At 46.0% G+C, this 21,712-nt stretch carries 15 protein-coding genes; 10 read left to right on the forward strand and 5 right to left on the reverse strand.

Features of this window, described 5'->3' with window-relative positions; all coding sequences use genetic code 11:
• The first annotated feature begins 17 nt into the window (after positions 1–17).
• From A3860_RS37375 to A3860_RS37390, 4 genes are all read left to right on the forward strand, one after another.
• The gene (locus A3860_RS37375) at positions 18–1,226 is read left to right on the forward strand and encodes a FecR family protein (protein WP_081155706.1); all 1,209 of its coding nucleotides are present in this window, start codon (positions 18–20) and stop codon (positions 1,224–1,226) included.
• Between the two features lie 209 nt (positions 1,227–1,435).
• Positions 1,436–4,699 (forward strand): TonB-dependent receptor, encoded by a 3,264-nt coding sequence (locus A3860_RS37380; RefSeq protein ID WP_158085486.1) that lies wholly within the window; start codon positions 1,436–1,438, stop codon positions 4,697–4,699.
• Between the two features lie 25 nt (positions 4,700–4,724).
• On the forward strand, positions 4,725–6,359 hold the full coding sequence (locus tag A3860_RS37385; protein ID WP_081155708.1) for a RagB/SusD family nutrient uptake outer membrane protein: 1,635 nt from the start codon (positions 4,725–4,727) through the stop codon (positions 6,357–6,359).
• Entirely contained in the window at positions 6,350–7,501 is a 1,152-nt protein-coding gene (locus A3860_RS37390) for an aryl-sulfate sulfotransferase (protein WP_081155709.1), read from the forward strand. Before A3860_RS37385 ends, A3860_RS37390 begins: the two co-directional genes overlap by 10 nt.
• Here the strand turns inward: A3860_RS37390 and A3860_RS37395 are convergent.
• Both A3860_RS37395 and A3860_RS37400 read right to left on the reverse strand, forming a co-directional pair.
• Positions 7,439–7,798 (reverse strand): cyclic nucleotide-binding domain-containing protein, encoded by a 360-nt coding sequence (locus tag A3860_RS37395; protein ID WP_081155710.1) that lies wholly within the window; start codon positions 7,796–7,798, stop codon positions 7,439–7,441. The genes A3860_RS37390 and A3860_RS37395 overlap by 63 nt on opposite strands.
• 66 nt (positions 7,799–7,864) lie before the next feature.
• Positions 7,865–8,539 (reverse strand): hypothetical protein, encoded by a 675-nt coding sequence (locus tag A3860_RS37400; RefSeq protein ID WP_143774456.1) that lies wholly within the window; start codon positions 8,537–8,539, stop codon positions 7,865–7,867.
• Positions 8,540–8,917: 378 nt separating this feature from the next.
• On the opposite strand from A3860_RS37400, the gene A3860_RS37405 reads away from it, so the two are divergent.
• From A3860_RS37405 to A3860_RS37420, 4 genes are all read left to right on the forward strand, one after another.
• Positions 8,918–12,301, forward strand: a complete 3,384-nt coding sequence (locus A3860_RS37405; RefSeq protein WP_081155712.1) for a protein O-mannosyl-transferase family — start codon at positions 8,918–8,920, stop codon at positions 12,299–12,301.
• A 227-nt stretch (positions 12,302–12,528) separates the two neighbouring features.
• Positions 12,529–13,626, forward strand: a complete 1,098-nt coding sequence (locus A3860_RS37410; RefSeq protein ID WP_081155713.1) for a vWA domain-containing protein — start codon at positions 12,529–12,531, stop codon at positions 13,624–13,626.
• A 20-nt stretch (positions 13,627–13,646) separates the two neighbouring features.
• Positions 13,647–15,167, forward strand: a complete 1,521-nt coding sequence (locus tag A3860_RS37415) for a sigma 54-interacting transcriptional regulator (RefSeq protein WP_081155714.1) — start codon at positions 13,647–13,649, stop codon at positions 15,165–15,167.
• A gap of 119 nt (positions 15,168–15,286) precedes the next feature.
• Positions 15,287–15,700, forward strand: coding sequence for an SRPBCC family protein (locus tag A3860_RS37420; RefSeq protein ID WP_081155715.1), 414 nt, complete (start codon positions 15,287–15,289; stop codon positions 15,698–15,700).
• A gap of 3 nt (positions 15,701–15,703) precedes the next feature.
• Here A3860_RS37420 and murB read toward each other — a convergent pair whose 3' ends face one another.
• Complete coding sequence (gene murB / locus A3860_RS37425) at positions 15,704–16,723, reverse strand: UDP-N-acetylmuramate dehydrogenase (RefSeq protein WP_081155716.1); 1,020 nt, start codon at positions 16,721–16,723, stop codon at positions 15,704–15,706.
• Positions 16,724–16,745: 22 nt separating this feature from the next.
• Here murB and A3860_RS37430 point away from each other — a divergent pair, with 22 nt between their 5' ends.
• Positions 16,746–17,417, forward strand: coding sequence for an NAD(P)H-binding protein (locus tag A3860_RS37430; RefSeq protein ID WP_081155717.1), 672 nt, complete (start codon positions 16,746–16,748; stop codon positions 17,415–17,417).
• 133 nt (positions 17,418–17,550) lie between these two features.
• Positions 17,551–18,258, forward strand: a complete 708-nt coding sequence (locus tag A3860_RS37435; protein WP_081155718.1) for a hypothetical protein — start codon at positions 17,551–17,553, stop codon at positions 18,256–18,258.
• 54 nt (positions 18,259–18,312) lie between these two features.
• On the opposite strand, the gene priA is transcribed toward A3860_RS37435, so the two are convergent.
• Positions 18,313–20,778 (reverse strand): replication restart helicase PriA, encoded by a 2,466-nt coding sequence (priA, locus tag A3860_RS37440; protein ID WP_081155719.1) that lies wholly within the window; start codon positions 20,776–20,778, stop codon positions 18,313–18,315.
• A gap of 77 nt (positions 20,779–20,855) precedes the next feature.
• A complete protein-coding gene (locus tag A3860_RS37445) occupies positions 20,856–21,602 on the reverse strand; it encodes a lysophospholipid acyltransferase family protein (protein WP_081155720.1) in 747 nt (248 codons plus the stop codon).
• Positions 21,603–21,712: the final 110 nt, after the last annotated feature.

Genomic DNA, 21,712 nt, shown 5'->3' on the forward strand with positions numbered 1-21,712 from the left:
TTTAGAAAAACTTTATTTTGGAAAACATCAAAACCAGGCTTGCCGATTTATTCAGCAAAAAAGAATGGACACGGGAAGAATATGAGTGGTACCTGGAATTGATCCGGGTAAAATCGCCGCTTGAACTCCAGCAATATTTTCAGGAGGATTATCTGGCCAGCCTTTCAAAAGAACAGGCTGGTGATCTTCAACATGCGCAAACTTTGTTGCGCCTGATCCATCAAAAAGCCTCGATCCAACCAGAACAACCGACGGTGGTGCAAATGACCGCACGCAAAAACCGGTGGCTGGTTGCTGCCGCCGTGGCCGGCATTATAATGATGCTGGGCGTTTCCTATTTTATTATCACCGGCCGCAATAAGAAAGCACAACCCGTAACCGTCACTCAGCTGCCAATACCAGAAGATGTAATGGCGCCGCAAAACAGCCGGGCAATGATCACACTGGCCGATGGTAAAAAAGTATATCTCGACAGCCTTAATAAAGGACAACTGGCCTTACAGGATAATGTGAAATTAGTGAAGCTCGCTACGGGCGAAATCGTTTACCGGTCTGAAAATGGTAAAACCATCAATGAGCAACGGTATAATACCCTGGTCAACCCGAAAGGAAGCCAGGTGGCCGCGATCACCTTTTCAGACGGTAGTAAGGCCTGGCTCAACGCTGGTTCTTCGCTTACTTACCCTGTGGCCTTCGTTGAAAAAGAAAGAAAAGTGGTTGTTTCCGGTGAAGTTTATTTTGAAGTAGCCTCCTCTGTATGGGAAGGGGAAAAGCGGCCCTTCCTGGTGCAGGCCAATGAGGTTACTACAGAAGTGCTGGGAACACATTTTAATGTGAACAGCTACAATGATGAGCCGGATGTAAAAGTTACGCTCCTGGAGGGGGCCGTGCGTATCAGTAAACATAAGGAAAGCAAATTACTGAAGCCGGGCGAACAGGCCCAGGTTTCATCTGCTATAAAAATTATTAACGATGCTGACCTGGACGAAGTAATGGCCTGGATGAACGGACACTTCCAATTTGAAGGCGCCAGTGTAGAAGAGGTAATGCGCCAGTTAAGCCGCTGGTACAATGTAGAGATCATTTATGAAGGTAAGCCCGCAGAACAGCATTTCAGAGGAGGTATTTCAAGAAATGTGGAAGTTTCCAAAGTATTTAAAATGCTTGAGACCACTGGTGCCGTTCATTTCAAAATTGAGGGGAAGCGAATAATAGTTATACCCTGAAAAAATTAAGGATAATCCCAAAAAACAGGACCCCGTGGGGCGGGGCCCTGTCATTAGCCTGGATTACTTAATATACAGATCTCGCTAAAGTCTGTTTTTATTAAAACCAAACCAGTTCCGGGGTAACCGGAACAAGCAAAGTTATGTATTTAACGATTGATTTTGTTCCTCCTGCTTTAGAGGGGCAATTGACCAAAACACTGCGGATTATGAAACTGATTGCTGTTCTGTTAGTTTCGGCCTCACTCACTGCCGGCGCTACCGGGTATTCACAGAAAGTAAACCTTTCTGCAAAAAATGCCCGCCTTGAAAAATTGTTTAAGGAAATCAAAAAACAAACCGGGTATGAATTTTTGTACACCGACGAAATGCTGCTACAGGCCGAACGTGTTACCGTTAAAATGAAAAATGTTGGGCTCACAGATGCCTTGAATGCCTGTTTTAAAAACCAGCCATTGAGTTATTCCATTCAGGAAAATACGGTAGTGGTGAAACCAAACCATGTTATTGTTTCCGGTGATGAAACCCCGCCACCACCGGTTAAAATAAGCGGTACGGTAACCGATGAAGGCGGAAAGCCCTTATCAAAGGCAACGGTAAAATTAAAAGGGACCAATAGGGGCACTTCTTCCGATAACCAGGGAAATTTTTCGATCGAAATTCCCGATAACGGCGGTATCCTGGTTATATCCTATATAGGATACGAAACAGCTGAACTGCCTGTTTCGGGAAATGGCAGTGTAAAAGTGGTGCTCAAACTGGCTGATAACAAAGCAGAAGAAATAGTGGTAATAGGTTATGGTACGCAAAAGCGAAAGGAAGTATCAGGCGCCGTTGCTTCTGTAAAAGTGAATGAAATGAGCGCCAACGCTTCAAACAATGTGACCTCAGCATTACAGGGCCGCATAGCCGGCGTATCGGTTGAATCAAACAGCGGCGCCCCCGGAGCTGGCTTGTCTATTACGATCAGGGGATCAGGCACATTGGGCAACAATAACCCGCTGGTAGTTATAGATGGAATTCCCTTCGGAAGCCTGGACGGGCTTAACCCCTCGGATATCAAGAGTATTGATATTCTTAAAGATGCTTCGGCAGCCAATATTTATGGGGCAAGGGCCGCAGGAGGTGTGATAATTGTTACAACCAAAACAGGACGGAAAAATTCAGCGCCCAAAATACAGTTAAATGGCGTGTACGGACAAAACAGTATCCCCAGAAGAATGTCTGTGCTGAGCAGCGAGCAGCTTACCAAATTATTTAATGACAATGGCGGCGCTTACCCATCGGGCAACGGTGTAAATACCAACTGGCAGCATGAGATTTTTCGAAGGGCACCAAACTATAAAGCAAATATTGATTTGACCGGCGGTTCCGAAAACTTTTTGTATAGCCTGTCGGGAAGTTATGTGAAGCAAACAGGAGCAATTATCCGGTCGGATAACAGCAATGCCAATTTCAGAATAAAATCTGTTTATGAAAAAGGCAGGGTGAAGGTAGGAGAAACATTTATTTATAATAAGTCCGGCGGCAGAAACTATTCCGGCGGCAGTGCCGACCAAACACATAGTACGATCATCACGGCCCTGGTAGCCTCCCCTACTGTGCCCGTTTATGATGCAACCAATCTAAATGGCGGCTGGGGAATGCGCCCTGCGGCATTAAAGAACCTGACGAATATCGTTGCCTTCCTCGATGCAACCCGTAATTATACCAACAACGGAAATATTGTATTAGATGCCTTTGCCGAAGTGAGGCTGATCGATCAGTTGAAATACAGGTTAAACGTTGGTTACAGCAACCAGCATAGCTATCAAAACAACTACCTGAATCCATACTCAGATGGCAGTACAACTGTCAAAAATCCTCAAACCAATATGGGCTCTTCCCTGAGTAATCAATGGCTGGTAGAAAATATCCTCAGCTACGAAAAAAGCATTGGGGTACATAGTTTTTCAGCAATGGCGGGCTATTCTGCACAAAAAGATAGTTCAAATAACTTTGGGGTTACCGCGTATTACCCGGCTTTAGGTTTATATGGAATATCGGCGGCAACCTCGTTTGACAAGCCTTATGGATCAAGCCAGTCCAGTACCAGAACATCTCAGTTTGGAAGGGTTACTTATTCTTATAACAATCGATATTCTCTTTATGGATCGTTGCGCCAGGATGCTTCATCCATATTTGATCCTGCATACAACAAAGGATTGTTTTATGGGATATCAGCCGCATGGGATCTGAGCAATGAAGCATTCTTCAGGAATTCTTCCATAAAAAATAGTCTTAATTATCTTAAGATCCGCGGTGGTATAGGCACACTTGGAAACGATCGTATTTCTTTATATACAACTCAGGCCCTGTTAAGTTCTAACCTGAATTTTCTTACCGATGGCGGAATGGTGATCGGCAGTATACCCAATGGAGCGCAATCACCCAAAAATCTTACCTGGGAAAAATCGAACACAACAAATATTGGTTTTGATGCCAACTTATTTGAAAATAAGTTGGGGATTGTTTTCGACTGGTTTAAAAAGCAATCAAAGGGCGTGTTGTTGAACGTACCTATTCCTTTAAGTACTGGCATTAATGGTTCGCCTGCTGTAAATGCCGGCAATATTGACAACACCGGTATTGAGTTGAGCCTGAATTATGGCGATAAGAAGAAGGACTGGTCTTATAATATCGGCTGGAATATGACTGCCATCAAAAACAAAATGGTAGCGGTAACTATCGGTAGCGGTAACCAGCAATTTGGCGATTTGCAAAGAGGGATTGTGGGCCGTCCTTTGGGAAGTTTTTTCCTGATCAGGAATGAGGGTACTTTCAAAACACAACAGGAGATTGACGCCTATGTGGGTGCTAACGGAAAAAAGATACAGCCAAACGCACAGCCCGGCGATCTTAAATTTGTAGACTATAACAACGACGGCATCATTGATAACAACGACCAGCAATACGTTGGCTCGCCTATCCCTACGCTTGAAACGGGGCTTAGCGGTAACGCTACCTGGAAAAGTTTTGACATCAACATCCTGATCCAGGGTGTATTTGGTAATAAGATCTACAACAATCCCCGCTACTGGATGGAAAAGATGAATGAATACACTAACTTTTCCAGCGATGCTTTAAAGGCATGGTCTCCCACTAACAACAATTCCAATTTTCCCCGCTTTATTCTGGCCGACCCTAACCTGAATGCAAGGAGCAATAGCGACAGATGGCTTGAGAACGGCTCTTACGTAAGGTTAAAACGTATTGAGATCGGTTACCAGTTGCCATCGGAGATTACAAAGAACAAACTGGGACTTGAAAAGACAAGGGTGTATATCTCGGCTGAGAACCTGTTTACAATAACAAAATACAGCGGCTATAATCCGGATATGGGTAATGGTGGCAGCCCGCTTAGCAGGGGGAACGACTATGGCGCATTTCCCATTCAACGGGCGGTTATGGTAGGTATCACGGCATCATTCTAATATTTAAAATATTAAACCTCTTATAATGAATAATTTTTTCAAGCTGTCATTTATTGCCATTGCGACAATTGTCACCGTGGCAATAGGATGTAAAAAAAGCTTTTTGGAAACCAGCAACCCTAACCAGATGACGGAAGATAAGTTCTGGAAAACAGAAGCGGATGTAAAGTCAGCCATCGCGGCTGTATATAGCCCTATGCGGTTACCCCTGAGTGGTTATTGGGGCGCGTTCAGAGGTTACCAGGATATAAATGCACTGGGCGACGATGTGCTGACCATACCCGGAGGCGAACCCGCAACAATGCAGGTTGCCTTCTTCATTAATGATGCAAAAAATGGCGATATCCAGGACATATTTGCCAAATTGTACAGTTCAATTTACCGGGCTAATTTGGTTATTGAAAATACTGCTAAAGCAAATTTAGATGCAGCGCTCACCAAAAGCTATGTAGCAGAGGCTAAGTTCCTGCGGGGTTTGTCTTATTTTATTTTAGCATCCAACTTTGGGGATGTGCCGCTTAAAACAGGGGTAGCACAATCTTCAGGCGATGCTTTTATTGCCGCTTCGCCCGTGGCCGAGGTGTACCAGCATGCCATAAAAGATTTTTCGGAATCCGCTACAGACCTGCCGCTCACAAGAACGGCCGGAGATAAAGGCCGGGTTACACAGGGCGCCGCATTGGCGTTCCTCGGAAAGGCGTACCTGTATATTAAAGATTACCCCAATGCTGAAACTACTTTGGCAAAGCTGAAAACAGCCCCTTTTAATTACGATCTTATCGACAACTACGAAGATAATTTCACCGACAAAAATGAATTTAACAAAGAGTCGGTCCTGGAATGGGTATATGGTCCAATTAATAGCCCATACAGTCCATGGAATGAAGAAAGCGGTGGCAATGCTATGTACAACTATCGCCCGCAACTTACCGGTAGCCCTGCCAGTGGCGGCTGGTTCAAGTATATACCTTCCCAGTTTCTCGTAAAGGAATTTAAAAAAGAATTAAGACCCGGCGGTTCCGATACCAAATTTGATAAACGCATGTACGCAACGTTGATGTGGAAGTATTCTGATTTTGGAGAAACCGATGCAACCTGGTACGACAACAAAACATTTGATGATTTATGGGCTGCGGCAGCAACCAGTATTGACAGGTTTGAACCTGCTTATAAAACTTTTCCGGAAGGCAGGTTCTTAAATAAAAAATTCACCAGCGCATGGCGCAATGTAGGTGGCGCTGATAACTATTGGTCGGCAACCCCTTCTACCGCTAATGTAGAGGCAATGCGTTTTGCCGAAGTGCTTTTACTGCACGCCGAAGCAGCACTGCTGAACAATCATCCAGATAAGGCGTTGGAGAGCATCAACAGGATAAGGCAACGGGCCGGGTTAGTGACCAGGGCAGCAACCGACTTTCCTGCCACGGCAGATATGATGGCGGAAATTCAACACCAGAAATTACTCGAACTGTATTTTGAACAAAACAGGTGGAACGATTTAAAAAGATGGTATCCTGCTGCTGCCGCGCTGAAAACCTATTTGTCTTCAAACCTTAAGCAGGGGGCCGATAAAGTGGAAACCAGGCATTACATTTTCCCCATACCCGCTGCAGAATTGCAAACCAATAACAAGCTTACTCAAAACCCATTATGGAAATAGTGAAGAGAGGTTCCTTTTGGATACTACAGGCGTTGCCTGTAGTATCTTTTTTTTGTATGCTGATTTCGGGCTGCAGGCCGGGTGGTGTAAGAAAGTTTGCAACAAAAGAAATACCCCTGGCCGTTCAGGAAATGGTGATGCCAGCCGAAATGCAGGATACGTTGCCAATCAGGTTTTCAAAGGGCTTTTCGCTGATTGCCCGGCGTGACCTTCCGGGGCAAATGTATATCATAAATGCGCAGGGAAATATTGTATGGTATCATACCATCAAAGATGCAGGGTTTAAAGTGGCGCATTTTACAAAAGCATCCACCATTTTATCCATTGTAGCCCCGCCTTCCTACCCCACCAGTTATGGCGATGAAATACTGGAAATTTCATTGGCCGGCGATACGGTATTCCATTTAAAAAAGGGAGAAAGCGGATTTGACAAAACCATTCACCATGAAGTATTCTATAATACCTGTCATCAGTTGGTTACGCTCACGCTTGAAAAGAAGGTGTTTGATCTAAGCAAACTGGGTGGCACAAAAACAGATACAGTAACAGGAGATGGAATACTGATATTAGACGACAAGGGTAATAAGGTTTGGAGCTGGTCGGTGTTTGATGTATTAGACCCGCTCACCGATCCGGATATTCTGAAGGATAAAGCTGACTGGCTTCATGCCAACGGCCTGAGTATAGACCGGGACGGAAATTATTTGTTGTCATTCTACCTTTCGGGCCAGGTTTGGAAGATCGATGCAAAAAGCGGAAAGCTGATATGGAAATTAGGCCGCGGCGGTGATTTTAGTTTTCCCAAAGGCGGGGAATTTTATGAATCCCATGCGGTGCATAGAACCGCAAAAAACCAGTTGCTGCTGTTTGAAAACGGCACCAACAAAAAGCGGTCAGGGGTTTGGGCTTATACGTTAGACGAGCCCGGCCGTAAGGCGAATGTAAACCTGTTTATTGAGCTGCCGTTGAATCTTTACAGTGAAAGAATGGGAAGCGCTTATTGGGTTGATGAGGCGAGCCTGTTGGTTTGTAGCTCACAGGCGCAATCTGTTTCATTACTGGATACTACCGGAAAAATTTTATGGCGGGTTAGAACCGGATTTATTCCATACCGGGCAGAATTTATTGACAGCCTGCCTTAAGTGATGGTCCATATGCTTCCAGGCCGCAATGCCCCATTGCGTTGTATTCAGGTTTCCCAAAGCCGGATGGGTTAATCCGGTCAATGTTTCACCGCCTTTGGTATAATATAACCAGATTACCCCCTTATTAATAAAATACAGGGTTTGGGCGGTATCGCCTTCTGCGGTCAGGACCTGTTTTTTAGGGATACACTTTAAGGTAAACGCATTGACCACCCTATGCTTTTTCTCATCCGTCATTGAAATGATGGAGTCAATGCAGCTGAATATTTTAGCATACGGGTTTGTGAGGCTCATTCTATTTTTCAATAAAATTAGCCTCCGCAATGTGTATTTGCAGCTAAAATATCAACTCCGTCCCGGTTATTTTATTCCCAGCAATGGTTTACAGGCAATGAACTTGTCGATAAGTGCCGATGGATTGGCGCCATTAAACTCGTCAAAGCCAAGTACGAAGGCCGGAGCGGGCATAAAAAACCGGATAGCGCTGGTTACCTCTTCCAGATATTCCGTTGCGTATCCGTTTGTTATTTTAGTGGTTTTTTGGGCCATGTCCCAGTTGGTCGATTGTTCCGATTTAAGCGTAAGGAAAGGAATGATAAAGGGAACAAACTTGCTGAGAGCCGGGTTTTCTTCATATGTTAACCTGGTATCGGGCCAAACCTTTAATTCATTAAAGGCCGAAGCCGCGTTCATGGTGTAAACGGCCCGTTCGTTCTTCATATTAAAGAACATTTCATCTTTGTTCTTATTGACCACAACTTTTAAATAAGCATCCATCCATGCCGTTACGCCTTTACCATTAATGATAAAATAAGGGTGGAAGGAGTTGGTAATGCAAACGCCGCCAATACGGCCTATCACCAGTTGATACAGCTTATGAAACGCTTCAATATTAGAGGATGTGCTATTAGGGTCGTTTGAAAACCCATACAAATAATAAAAACTGAAATCTTCTAACGCGAGGTGGGTGCCGGGAGCAATAGGGGAAGCAATGGTCTCTTCCTTCGATTTCCTGAATAAATTTAATAAAGCCATGGTTTTTACCTGGATTTGGATTTTGGATAATACGTAAACATAAGTAATATATGGTATTATTGCTAACATTAATCGTTAAAACCACATATATTTACGCTAAATAGCCTAAAGTAATCGTTTAGCAATCACAAGGATATATACGCCGCATGATACGAAACCTATACCCGCCAGTTATACCGGCCTTCCGTTTTTCTCAAATCACCCAACTTTCAAACAACCTGACCAGTTAGCGGTAACTGCCAACCAGCCCTGGTAACCGGTCCCCGGCAGCCGGAAACCTGGCCTAACCCCCAAATAATCTAATAGTTAACCTAAACTTTGACCACAAAACTTAAAACAGAGAACTTATATTTGCCCATTCTTTTAAACCAACACTTTATGAATTTTAACCGAGTGAACAACATAGTGGGTTGGATCGTGTGCCTGATTGCTTGCAGCGTGTACGTACTCACTATGGAACCAACAGGCAGTTTTTGGGACTGCGGAGAATTTGTCAGCAGTGCCTATAAACTCCAAATCCCCCACCCGCCCGGCGCCCCGCTCTTTGTTTTATTGGGCCGCTTTTTCATCATCTTATTTGGCGATAACCCTGCCAATGCCGCACTCGGCGTAAACTTCATGAACGCCATCGCCAGTGGTTTCACCATATTATTCCTCTTCTGGACCATCACCCATTTTGCCCGTAAAATGGTAAAAAGAGATAGTGCCCCGTATACCAAACAGCAACTGATCACCATTATGGGAGCCGGTGCTGTAGGCGCCCTGGCCTATACATTTTCCGATTCTTTCTGGTTCAGCGCTGTGGAGGGTGAGGTGTACGCCCTGTCGTCACTGTTTACCGCCATAGTTTTTTGGGCCATCCTTAAATGGGAACACGAAGTTGACCTGGAAAACAAGACCGACGGCCATAAATTCTCCCGTGCCGACCGCTGGTTGATATTTATTTTTTATATGATGGGTTTGTCGATCGGGGTGCACCTGCTGAACCTGCTGACAATTCCCGCCATTGTAATGGTGTATTATTTCAAACGCTATAAAGTTACCCGTTGGGGAACTGTGGCCGCCTTCTTTATCGGCTGTGTTATAACCGGACTGGTGCAGGTTGCCATTATTCAATGGTCGATCAAAGGTGCCGGCCAATTCGACATTTTCTTTGTGAACAACCTGGGTACGCCCTTCTTTGTAGGGTTCGGCACTTATTTCGTGCTGTTAACCGCCCTGCTGATCCTGGGTCTCCTGTTCAACGATACGCAGATCAAAAAATTCACGCTTTTCCCCGTTTGGTTATCAGCCATCATTTTCCTGTTCTGCTTCCCTTTTATTACATCAGGCGGAACATTCTTCTTTCTGATATTAGCACTGGCAGGTGTTATTGCCTTTTGCTATTATGTTAAAAATAATATCATCTCCTTTTTGAAGATCGGTCTTTGGTCGGCCATCTTCCTCATACTGGGTTATTCAACTTATTTTACTACCATGGTGCGGTCTTCGGCCAACCCATCGGTTGACATGTACAATGTTGACAACCCCGTGAGCCTGGTAGGTTACCTGAGCCGTGAACAGTATGGCGACTGGCCCATTTTGTATGGTCCCGACTTCGTTTACCGTTCGCCTTTTGTAACCACCGGCGATCTGTATGTAAAAGGAACCGACAAATATGTACCTGCCGGTAAAACCCGTAAGCAGGACTTCGGCGCCAAACCAAGCGATGAAGACAAACAAGGCCTGCAACAACAACACCCCGAGTGGGATGTAGACAAAATAGGCCCCCACATTTTCCCGCGTATGTGGGACAATGGCAACGAGCGCAACCAGGAATATGTGTACCGCACTTTTGGCGGCATGAGTAGCGAAGATCAACCTTCGTTCTTCAACAATATCCGCTACTTCCTCGACTACCAGTTCCGCTGGATGTACTGGCGTTATTTCATGTGGAATTTTGCCGGTAAACAAAACGACCTGCAGGGCTTTGGCAACCGCCGCGATGGCAACTGGAACAGCGGTATCAATTTCATTGATAAAATGTTCGGGCATAGCACACCGGCCGAACTGCCCGCTACCGCCGGTTCCAACAACAAAGCCAATAACAAATTATTCTTCCTGCCATTTATATTAGGCATTTTCGGTTTTATAATCCAGTTAAACCACAACCGGCGCGACTGGCTCATCAACTTCCTGTTATTCTTCTTTACCGGTTTTGCTATCGTGATCTACCTGAACCAGAGTGGCCAGCAGCCGCGTGAACGAGACTACGCCTATGTGGGTTCGTTCTATGCGTTTGCCGTGTGGATCGGTTTGGGCGTTATTTCGGTGTGGAAATTTTTGAGCCGCTACCTGAAAGGCACTATGCCCGAATACGCCGCATTAGGCCTGTGCTTGCTAGCCGTTCCCGTATTGATGGCCTCACAGGAATGGGATGATCATGACCGTAGCAAAAAAACGCTTGCCCGCGACATGGGTAAAGATTACCTGGAAAGTTGTTCCAAAGACGGTATCCTCATTTCGTTTGGCGATAACGATACCTACCCGCTCTGGTATGCACAGGAAGTGGAGAAGATCCGTCCCGACCTGCGCGTGATCAACTACAGCCTGTTGGGAACCGACTGGTACATCAATGAGCTGCGTTATAAAGTAAATGAAAGCGCGCCTACCGATGTCATCTTTACACCCCAACAAATAGAAGGTGATAAACGAAATGTGGTATTCACCGGTTCTTACCTGAGCCGCGCCAATTACAATGCGCCACTGGCCGGGTACGATCAGAATAAATATTACAACGCATACGATCTGCTGAAAACCGTAACTGCCAGCGATGATCCCAAATACACCGTTCCATTGAACGATGAAGATATGGGCAACATTCTGCCTGTGAACAAATTGAGCATTCCGGTTGATGTGGAAGCAGTGAAAAAGAACATGCAGCTGAACCCCGGCGACAGTGTGGTAAGCGAGCTGAAACTGGATATCAAGAGAAGTTACCTGCAAAAGAATGACCTGGCAGTACTGGCCATCATTGCCGGTAATAAATGGAAACGTCCCATTTACTTCACTTCTACCCAGGAACTGGAAGACCTTGGGTTGGAAAAATATGTGCGTATGGAAGGCCTCTCCTATCGCCTGGTACCTGTTGAAGGCACCAATGTGGAAATGGATGTATCGTACAAGAACATCATGGAGAAATTTGGTTACGGCAATGCCAGCAAATCTTCAGTTTATTTCGATGAGGAGAACCGCCGCCACATCAACAGCCTTCGCCAGGCGCATGCGTTCCTGGGTATGTCGCTGGTTGATGCCGGTAGAAAAGATTCTGCTCAAAAGGAATTACGTAAATACGACAGCCAGGTATCGGAAAGCAATGTTCCTTACGGCATGACCTCGAACCGCGGCAACTTCCACGACCGGGTTACCATGACCTTCCTGTATGCGGCTTATCGCAGCGGCGACATGGAACTGGCGCGTAAGGTTGGCAAATCGGTTAAAACCGATCTGGAGCAACAAATGAAATACTATCGCTCACTGGGCGATGAAGGTTCCAATAACGAACAGCTGGCGATGAATGCCATGGGTTATTTGAACAATAAAGGCGGCATTTTGTCAGAAAAACAGGAAGTGTTTGCGCAGGATATTGTTTCATCGTACCAGATGATGATGCAAATGGCCGATTGGGAAAAACAATACGGCAGTGGTGCCGGAAACGGCAAAGGCGGCGCAGAGAATGCACCCGCAACGCTGTCAGGACCTGACTCTGCTAAAAAAAAGTAGATACAGCGCATTAAATTAGTATATATCAAAATTATACGCACAGAGCCATTCCGGTTAACAGACCGGAATGGCTCTGTTGTTTTAAAGGGTTTTTCAACAATTGCTGCCGTCTTTTGTTGTTCTTGTTAACAAAAATTACATGCGTCATTGAATGAATATTAATGTGTAAATTGGGTTAGTCGGCCCGAAATTGGGATGAAATACATAAACCTTAAAAACAGATAAGCGTGATAGGACATCATTTCACCAAATTCGATCCCCGTCAACAGGGTAAATCGAAATTCGAGCAATTGCTTGATGTGTTCATGCAATTGCTTACCTATACCAACGGCGACGTTAGCGAAGCACTGAGCTGGATGAGCCAGCTCGATAAAGAATATGAGCTTACCAACGAGGAATACGGCATGGGCGATTTCATTGAAGAGATGAAAGAAAAAGGTTATATCCAGGAGAACCAGGTGAACGGGGAAATAAAGATCACTTCCAAAACAGAACAGGGTATTCGCAAAAGATCGCTGGAAGAAATATTCGGCAAGCTGAAAAAGACCAAACAGGGCGATCACCATACGTTTAAACCCGGCTCGGGCGATGAAATAAATCCCGAAACCCGGCCCTTTCAGTTTGGCGATACATTGGAACAGATCGATTTCACCACCTCCATCCGCAATGCGCAGATCAATCACGGTATTGACAGTTTCAGCATGCAGGAAGATGACCTGGCCATCAGGGAAACCGATTTTAAATCGCAAACCTCTACCGTATTGATGATCGATATTTCGCACTCGATGATCCTGTATGGAGAAGACCGTATTACACCGGCGAAAAAAGTAGCGATGGCGCTCAGCGAGCTCATCACCACCAAATATCCCAAAGACACGCTCGATATTGTGGTGTTTGGCAACGACGCCTGGCCCGTTGAAATAAAAGACCTGCCCTATTTACAGGTAGGCCCTTACCATACCAATACGGTTGCCGGTCTTGAAATGGCCATGGATATTTTGCGCCGCCGCAAAAATCCCAACAAACAGATCTTCATGATCACCGATGGTAAACCAACCTGTTTAAAAATTGGCAAACGGTATTACAAGAACAGCTTCGGGCTCGACCGGCGTATTACCAACCGTTGTTTGAACCTGGCTGCGCAATGCAAAAAATTAAAAGTGCCCATCACCACTTTTATGATCGCCACCGATCCTTATTTGCAGCGGTTTGTGCAGGAATTTACCGAAACCAACAGCGGCAAGGCCTTCTTTGCCTCGCTCGACCGGTTGGGCGCCTTCATATTCCGTGATTTTGAAAATGGAAAAAGAAAGACTGTATATTAACCATCAGACAGAAAAATAATATGAGTATACCAAAAATAAAAACGCTGGGTGAATTAAAGAAGAGCGGCTATCAACCAAAGTCGGTAAAAGATGAGATCAGAAAGAACCTAATTTGCAAATTACAAAAGCAGGAAAGCACCTTTAACGGTATTATTGGTTACGAGGAAACGGTAATTCCCGATGTGGAAAGAGCCCTGCTATCGCGTCACAACATATTATTCCTTGGTTTGCGCGGACAGGCGAAAACCCGTATGGCCCGCCAGATGATCGAATTACTCGATGAATATGTACCGGTTATTGAAGGCAGTGAGATCAACGACGACCCGCTGAACCCCATTTCGCGTCATGCGAAGGATATACTGGCCGAACACGGCGATGCCACTCCTATTCAATGGATCCATCGCACCGAACGGTATGGCGAAAAGTTGGCCACACCCGATGTAAGCGTGGCCGACCTTATTGGCGATATTGACCCTATTAAGGCAGCCAATTTGCGGTTAAACTTTGCCGATGAACGCGTGATCCACTACGGTATTATACCCCGCAGCAACCGCGGTATTTTTGTGATCAATGAAATTCCCGACCTGCAGGCCCGCATTCAGGTGGCACTTTTCAATATTCTGGAAGAAGGCGATGTGCAAATACGCGGTTTCAAACTGCGGATGCCGCTCGACATATTGTTTGTGTTCACTGCCAACCCGGAAGATTATACAAACCGCGGTTCAATTGTAACGCCGTTAAAAGACCGTATCGAAAGCCAGATACTGACGCACTATCCCAAAACCATTGAAACGGCGCTCACCATCACCGAACAGGAAGCCGATATACTGCACGAACAAAAATCAAAGGTGCAGATGAGCGACCTGCTGAAACGGCTGATAGAGCAGATCTCCTTTGAAGCCCGCGCCAGCGAGCTGGTTGACAAAAAAAGCGGGGTATCGGCCCGGTTAAGCATTTCAGCCTTTGAAAATGCCATCAGTTCGGCCGAACGCCGGTTGTTGATCAATAAAGAGAACAGCACACAGGTATGGATCAGCGATATGATCGGCCTTATACCTTCCATTACCGGTAAAATTGAACTGGTGTATGAAGGCGAACAGGAAGGCCCTTACCAGGTAGCGATGAACCTGTTGGATAAAGCCATTCGCACCCAATTCATTCAGTATTTTCCCAACCCCGAAACGCTGAAGAAAAAACGCAACCAGCAGGCAGCCGAAGAAAATCCTTACCGGTCAATTTCTTCGTGGTTCGATAAAGGCAATTCATTGAACCTGCTTTTTCATACCCGCGATGAAGATAAAATACAGCAATTGTATAAGGTAGATGGCTTGCATGCCCTGGTGAAAAAGTATTTCAAACAGGCCAATGAAAAAGAAGCCGCGTTGCTGATGGAATTTGTACTGCACGGACTGGCCGCCTTTTCCATGATCAGTAAAAAAATACTGGAAAGCCGCATCGAGTTCAAAGACCTCATGGGTTCCATGCTGGGCAATACCACCTCGTATGGAGAAGAAGAGTTTGACAACGATGATTTCAATTAATAGCTCACTTAGTTATACAAGCGCCCTTCACCGGTTGACGGAGGGCGCTTTTTTTTTATTAATTTCGTTCAGAACCATTTGCCCTATTCAGTCATTATACCAGATTAAAATCCCTTTTCATGGCAATTCATTCAACGTCCGTCACCATCGATGCACCGGCAACCAAAGTGTTTGAAGCCCTTACGCAGCCCCAACTGGTAAAATTGTGGCAATTTGGAAAAACCGTACAATCAGACTGGCAGCCGGGCCATGCCATAAAATTTATTGCAGAAAACGAAGGAAAAGTATTGGAACAATGGGGCACCATACTCGAAATGCGCACCAATGAACTGATCAAATATAATTTGTTCACCCCCGCCCCCGGCGTGGAAGATAAACCAGCGCATTATAATATCACCAGCTATATACTGACCAACGAAAATGGACAAACAAAAATTGAGCTTATTCAGGAAGACAACCGGCCATTTGGTTTTACACCTGCCACGCTCAAACCCATTTTAGTGGCATTAAAGAAAGTGGTGGAGGGAAATTGAGCCCTACACCACATTCACCTCCCTTTCCAGCGATACGCCAAACTTTTCATACACGCTTTTCATCACGTCTTCGCTCAGGTCATAAATATCTTTCCCCGTAGCATGGCCATAATTCACCAGCACGAGCGCCTGTCTTTCATGTACCCCGGCATCACCACGCCGGAAACCTTTCAGGCCGCTTTGTTCTATGAGCCAGCCGGCCGCCAACTTGATGGTGCCATCTGTATTGGGATACCCAACGATATTGGGATATTGTTTTTTTAACTGTTCAAATGTAGCTGCTGCAACGGAAGGGTTCTTAAAAAAGCTGCCGGCATTGCCGATCTTCGCCGGATCGGGCAGTTTGGATGTGCGTATGTTGATCACCGCTTGCGATACTGCCTGTATGCTCAACTCCTGAACGCCCATTCGTTCCAGCTCCTGCTCAATAGCGCCATAACTGGTGTTGAACCGCGGCTTTTTGTTTAACCGGTAGGTAACATTCAATATTACATACTGGTTTTTGTATTTTCCCTTGAACACACTTTCGCGGTAACCGAATTCACAATCACTGGCGCTGAATACATGTATCTTTTTTTCATGTAAATGCCAGGCCTCCAGCGATTCAAACACTTCTTTGATCTCGACCCCATAAGCGCCTATGTTCTGCATGGGACTGGCGCCTACGCAACCGGGTATCAGGGACAAATTTTCGACCCCGGCCCAGTTGTGCTGCAGGCAAAACTGCACAAAGCCATGCCACACCTCCCCTGCGCCGGCTTTTATGTAAACATGGTCCGCATCCTCTTTTATGATCTCCAAACCCGGAAGATCATTTTTCAGCACCAATGCATTTACATTATTCTTAAAAAGAATATTACTACCACCTCCTACAATAAAGGGTGTTTTTCCCGGTATGGGGTCTTTCTCGATCAATTCACTTAATTCATTAACCGAAGTAAAGGCGGCAAAGTACCTGGCTATAGCGTCAATACCCAGTGTGTTGTATTGCCGGAGCGGAATATTTTGTTGAATTTGCGTCATCAGCAGGGCAAAATAACAAATTATGCATCGAAAAACCGCCGTTGTACTGGGAGCTACCGGATTAATTGGTCAGCACCTGGTACAGGAACTGTTACAAAACGAATTCTTTAGCAAGGTTAGAATACTGGTACGCCGGCCCTTTTCTATTGATAATCCCAAAGCCGATATACAGGTAGTTGATTTCAATGATGAAAAAGATATAGCCGCAAAGATCGATATTGGCGATGTGATCTTTTGTTGTATTGGCACCACCCGCAAAAAAGTAAAAGGCAACAAGACCGAATACCGCAAAGTTGATTATGATATTCCCATCATTACGGCCCGCCTTGGCGTTCAGCATGGCTTTAACCAGTTCCTGATCGTATCGGCCATTGGCGCCAATCCCCTCGCCGCCAATTTTTACCTGCAATTGAAAGGTTGTATTGAGGAAGATGTTACCGCGCTCCCATTCGAAAGCATTCATATTTTCAGGCCCTCTTTGCTGTTGGGTAAACGGGAAGAATTCCGCGCCGGTGAAAAGATCGGCCAGGCATTTATGAAGGGCATTTCCTTCCTGCTACTGGGCGCCTGGCGCAAATACAGGGCCATTCCCGCCGCCACCGTAGCCAAAGCCATGGTTGCCGCCGCCAATAAGGAAGAGGCCGGTGTTCACCTGTATGAATACGACGAAATGCGGAAATTGCTAATGGGATAAATGCTATTGCATGGATTAAATTCCCGCCTTATATTGGCGATAAATATAATAATAGAAAACTCTTATGCATTCTATTTATTATGTTTTTGTGCTTATTATTTAATCAATTACCCTCTGAAAAAACAGTAGGATTATGAAAACAAACATCCTGAGGTTCGTGGCAGCCGTATTGGTTGCCGGTTCTCTTTTTGCCTGCCAAAAACAGATCGCCAGCGATGCAGAACAAACAACTGCATCAACGAATTCTTCCCTTACAACATCAAGTACACTGGTTTTTGCGCCTTCCTGTGGCATGTTGCGTACACAAACCCAGGGCGGCTGGGGCGCCAAACCTGCCGGCAATAACCCTGGCACTTATTTACATGCCCATTTCAATGCAACTTTTAGTGGAGGTTTAACGCTGGGTTGTTATCCCAACAACTATTACATCAGGTTAACGAGCGCCCAGGCGGTTACCGACCTGTTACCGGTTGGTGGCACGCCTTCGGCTTTAAAGGCCAATGCTACAGACCCTGTTACGCTTAAAAATGTGCTGGTGGGTCAACTGGTTGCCCTGAAGCTTTCGGTTTCATTCGATGCCGCAGATGCCAACTTCGGCCAGTCATCTGTTGCCCTGGGCAATATGATCATTGGCAGCGGTACCTTCAAAGGTTTAACCGTAGCTCAATTCCTGGCGCAGGCTGAAGCCGTATTGGGCGGTTGCAGTAAGGCCTATACGCCACAGCAGCTGAATGAAACAGCCACGTTGATCAATCAGAGTTTCGATGATGGAACCACTAACAGCGGCTTCCTGTTGTGCCCCGGCGATGGTGATGGCGGCGGATCTGATATTCCAGCCTAAACATAATTAGCTCATTTGAAAATCCTGGCGATGCCGGGATTTTCAAATTAAATACTATATAGCATCCACATCTGCAATTACGACCACGCTTCTGAACCGTTTATCGTTATGCAACACGGCTACCTGCTCCTGAATAAACCGTTTGCAGCGCTGTATGAGTTCCCCATCTTTGGGCAATTTCACCAGTAATTCCATCAGGAACTGGTTGCGCACCCGGTTTACGACCGGTTCTGCAGGCCCCACCAGGAATTTTCCGTATTCTGCCTGCATGGAGAAGGTCATCATTTGGGCGGCGGCTTCGGCCACTTCTTTCGTCTTATGTTTAAAAGTGAGTTGTATCAACCGCGAAAAGGGCGGATAAAAGAACACTTTACGGCCTTCTATTTCCTGCTGGTAAAACAACCCATAATCGTGCTGCTGCACAAAATACAGCACCGGGTGCTGGGTATTGGATACCTGTATGAACACGTGGCCCTGCTTGTCTTTACGGCCGGCCCGGCCACTCACCTGCTCCATCAGCTGAAAGGCCCGTTCATTTACCCTGAAATCGGCAAAACTGAGCAGGCTGTCTGCATCGAGGATGCCCACCAGGTTCACATTTTCAAAATCGAGCCCCTTTACCACCATTTGCGTACCTACCAGTATATCTAACCGGTTCTGTTCAAATTGTTGTATCAGGCTATCGTGCGCCGTTTTTCCGCGAACGCTGTCAATATCCATGCGTGCAACGCGGGCTTTGGGAAATAATTCTTCCAGGTGTTCTTCGATGCGTTCCGTACCAAAATTGCGCTGGGAAAATTTATCGCCGCCGCAAGCCATGCAGGCATGTACCGGCGGGTATACCGTACCGCAATAATGGCAATGCAGCTTATGGGTGTTCTTATGAAAAGTAAGCGTAACGTCGCAATACTTGCAATGGGGTATCCAGCCGCAGGTTTGGCAAACCTGGTAGGGCGAATAACCGCGCCGGTTCTGGAACAGGATCACCTGCTTATTCTGTTCAAGCGAATGATCAATAGCAGCTTTTAATGGCGGGGTAATGATGATCTTGTTCTTATCGGCCCCGTACATTCTTTTTGTATCCACGATATCAATAGCGGGCAGTTGCACGCCACCGAACCGTTCGCCCAGCAGGGCCAGTCCGTACTTTTGCGATTGCGCATTGAAATAACTTTCTACCGATGGCGTGGCGCTGCCTAACAAAACATTCGCATTGAATAAAGAGGCATAATAAATAGCGCCATCACGGGCATGATACCGCGGGGCCGGGTCCTGCTGTTTGTAAGAAGTATCGTGCTCTTCATCCACCACTATCAATCCCAGATCGGTAAAGGGTAAGAAGATCGACGAGCGGGCGCCCAGCACCACTTTCAGCTCACCGGTCTTTACTTTATTCCAGATCTCAACCCGTTCGTTCTGGTTGAATTTGCTATGATAAATGCCGATGTACCCGCCAAAATGCTTTTGTAACCGGCGAATGACCTGCGAGGTAAGGGCAATTTCGGGCAACAGGTACAACACCTGTTTTCCCTGCCGTATGTACCGTTCAATGAGCTTGATGTACACCTGGGTTTTACCGCTGGCCGTTACCCCATGCAGCAGGCATGCCTGTTTGCTTACCAGTTGTTCGGTAATGGCATCAAATGCCCGTTGCTGCGCGGGGGTTAATTCAAAGTCTATTTGAATATTGCGGGGAAGGTATTGCAGCCGGTCAACCTGCCGTTTTTCGAGCCACAAAATGTTTTTGTCGACCAGTCCTTTCAGCTGCGCATCGGAGGCGCCGCTTTTCTTCAGCAATTCCGATTTGGTGACCTCACCCTGCGTTTTTATCAGGTGCAGATAGCTGAGCAGCAACTCCAGTTGCTTTTCGGCCCGTTGCAGCTTTTTATCGTCATTGAGTAAATTACTCAACTCTTCTTCATTATCGTATTTGGCATTCAGCAGCACAAATGTCTCTTTTTTGGGCGCCCAGGTTTCTTTCAGCGCTTCCCAAACAAAGCATACTTTTTTTTCGATCAGCCGTTTTATAACCGGATATACGCGATTCGAATCGAGTACCTGCTGCACTTCGCCCAGCTTCAATTCCTTTTTCAGCAACAGGGCTTCGCCTACCAGGTATTCATCGTGATCGAGGGTAGAAAAGTTATCGCCGAATTCCTCATTAAAAACAAGCACCGTTTCACTGCTCAATTTAAAATGGGCGGGCAGCGCGGCTGCCATTACCTCGCCTTCGCTGCACATATAGTAGCGGGCTATCCACTCCCACAGCTTCAGCTGTTCCTGGAAAATAACCGGTTCTGCATCCAGGATATTAAGGAGGTCCTTTGCGTCGAAAGCTTCCGGCTTTTCGGTATGAAGCCGTTTCACCACGCCGGCGTATTTCTTGTTCTTACCCAGCACTACTTCCACGCGTGCGCCTACCTTTACCTGCTCACGCAGCGCTTCGGGCACCGACCACGTATAATTTTTTGGCAACGCCAGGGGAATAATGACTTCTGCAAACAAAATGGAATGGCTCATTTCACCGGCCAAGTTAAGACTTAGTTCACAGTTTACCTTCACCCCTCAAAGTTTTGGGAACCCTGCAGATCTGACAACTATTCTAGCCATCCTGCATTATATTCCTTCAACTTTTCCTCCATAACCCGGCGAACCTGTTCTTTCAAGGCGCCCACATCCTTCCCCGTTAGTGCGTTCACGGGTATTTCGGGCAAGAAAACGGTGCGCGACCGGCCGGGATTTAAACTCCATACCGTGGAATAATGCATGCGATGCCAGGTATCGAGGAACAAAATGGGTTTTATGGGCGTTTGTGTTTCAATGGCTATGCGGAAAGCGCCATCGTACAACTCTTTCAACGGCTTACCGGTTTCATTGAACGTGCCTTCGGGGAAAATAAAAATGGAAATGCCTTTACGAATGACCGATTTCAGAATGCGAACGCTATTGGCCCGCGCGGCAGCGCTGCTGCGGTCGACAGTCACAACAGCATTGCGGTAAATAAACCCGAACAGGGGCACTTTCGATACTTCCACCTTACCCAATGCCCGTACTTTTTGGTGAAGGGCTTTTACAATCACCGGCGCATCGAGATAGGAAATATGATTGGCAACGAAAATGTATTGTTTGTTTTTATCGTGGGGTTGTTCGTACAGGTTGCGGTGGCGAATGCCGATCAAAAAGAACCATACGCTGGCCCAGTAGCCGCAAAGCCGGTAAATAAAATTACCGCCCCGCACCTTGCCGAAAAAGGAAGCGACCACTACCGGCGGAATTACCAGCAGCATGCACAAAAAGAACAATAGCAGGGCATAACAACAATAGAAAACTCGAAGGAATCTCATGTGGGTATCAATAGGTAGACGGAAATATTTTAGAAAAATACTACATATAATCCGGATATTAAGTACGCAGCCTTATTATTGAAAAAGTATTGAGCCAGATCAAGTTGACA

Source organism: Niastella vici (genome assembly GCF_002077945.1).
Classification (GTDB): domain Bacteria; phylum Bacteroidota; class Bacteroidia; order Chitinophagales; family Chitinophagaceae; genus Niastella; species Niastella vici.

Coding starts and splice junctions, on each gene's coding strand:
- A3860_RS37380 (WP_158085486.1), top strand. CDS start 1,436: ATGAAACTGATTGCTGTTCTGTTAGTTTCGGCCTCACTCACTGCCGGC.
- A3860_RS37385 (WP_081155708.1), top strand. CDS start 4,725: ATGAATAATTTTTTCAAGCTGTCATTTATTGCCATTGCGACAATTGTC.
- A3860_RS37390 (WP_081155709.1), top strand. CDS start 6,350: ATGGAAATAGTGAAGAGAGGTTCCTTTTGGATACTACAGGCGTTGCCT.
- A3860_RS37395 (WP_081155710.1), bottom strand. CDS start 7,798: ATGAGCCTCACAAACCCGTATGCTAAAATATTCAGCTGCATTGACTCC.
- A3860_RS37400 (WP_143774456.1), bottom strand. CDS start 8,539: ATGGCTTTATTAAATTTATTCAGGAAATCGAAGGAAGAGACCATTGCT.
- A3860_RS37405 (WP_081155712.1), top strand. CDS start 8,918: ATGAATTTTAACCGAGTGAACAACATAGTGGGTTGGATCGTGTGCCTG.
- A3860_RS37415 (WP_081155714.1), top strand. CDS start 13,647: ATGAGTATACCAAAAATAAAAACGCTGGGTGAATTAAAGAAGAGCGGC.
- A3860_RS37420 (WP_081155715.1), top strand. CDS start 15,287: ATGGCAATTCATTCAACGTCCGTCACCATCGATGCACCGGCAACCAAA.
- murB (WP_081155716.1), bottom strand. CDS start 16,723: ATGACGCAAATTCAACAAAATATTCCGCTCCGGCAATACAACACACTG.
- A3860_RS37430 (WP_081155717.1), top strand. CDS start 16,746: ATGCATCGAAAAACCGCCGTTGTACTGGGAGCTACCGGATTAATTGGT.
- A3860_RS37435 (WP_081155718.1), top strand. CDS start 17,551: ATGAAAACAAACATCCTGAGGTTCGTGGCAGCCGTATTGGTTGCCGGT.
- priA (WP_081155719.1), bottom strand. CDS start 20,778: ATGAGCCATTCCATTTTGTTTGCAGAAGTCATTATTCCCCTGGCGTTG.
- A3860_RS37445 (WP_081155720.1), bottom strand. CDS start 21,602: ATGAGATTCCTTCGAGTTTTCTATTGTTGTTATGCCCTGCTATTGTTC.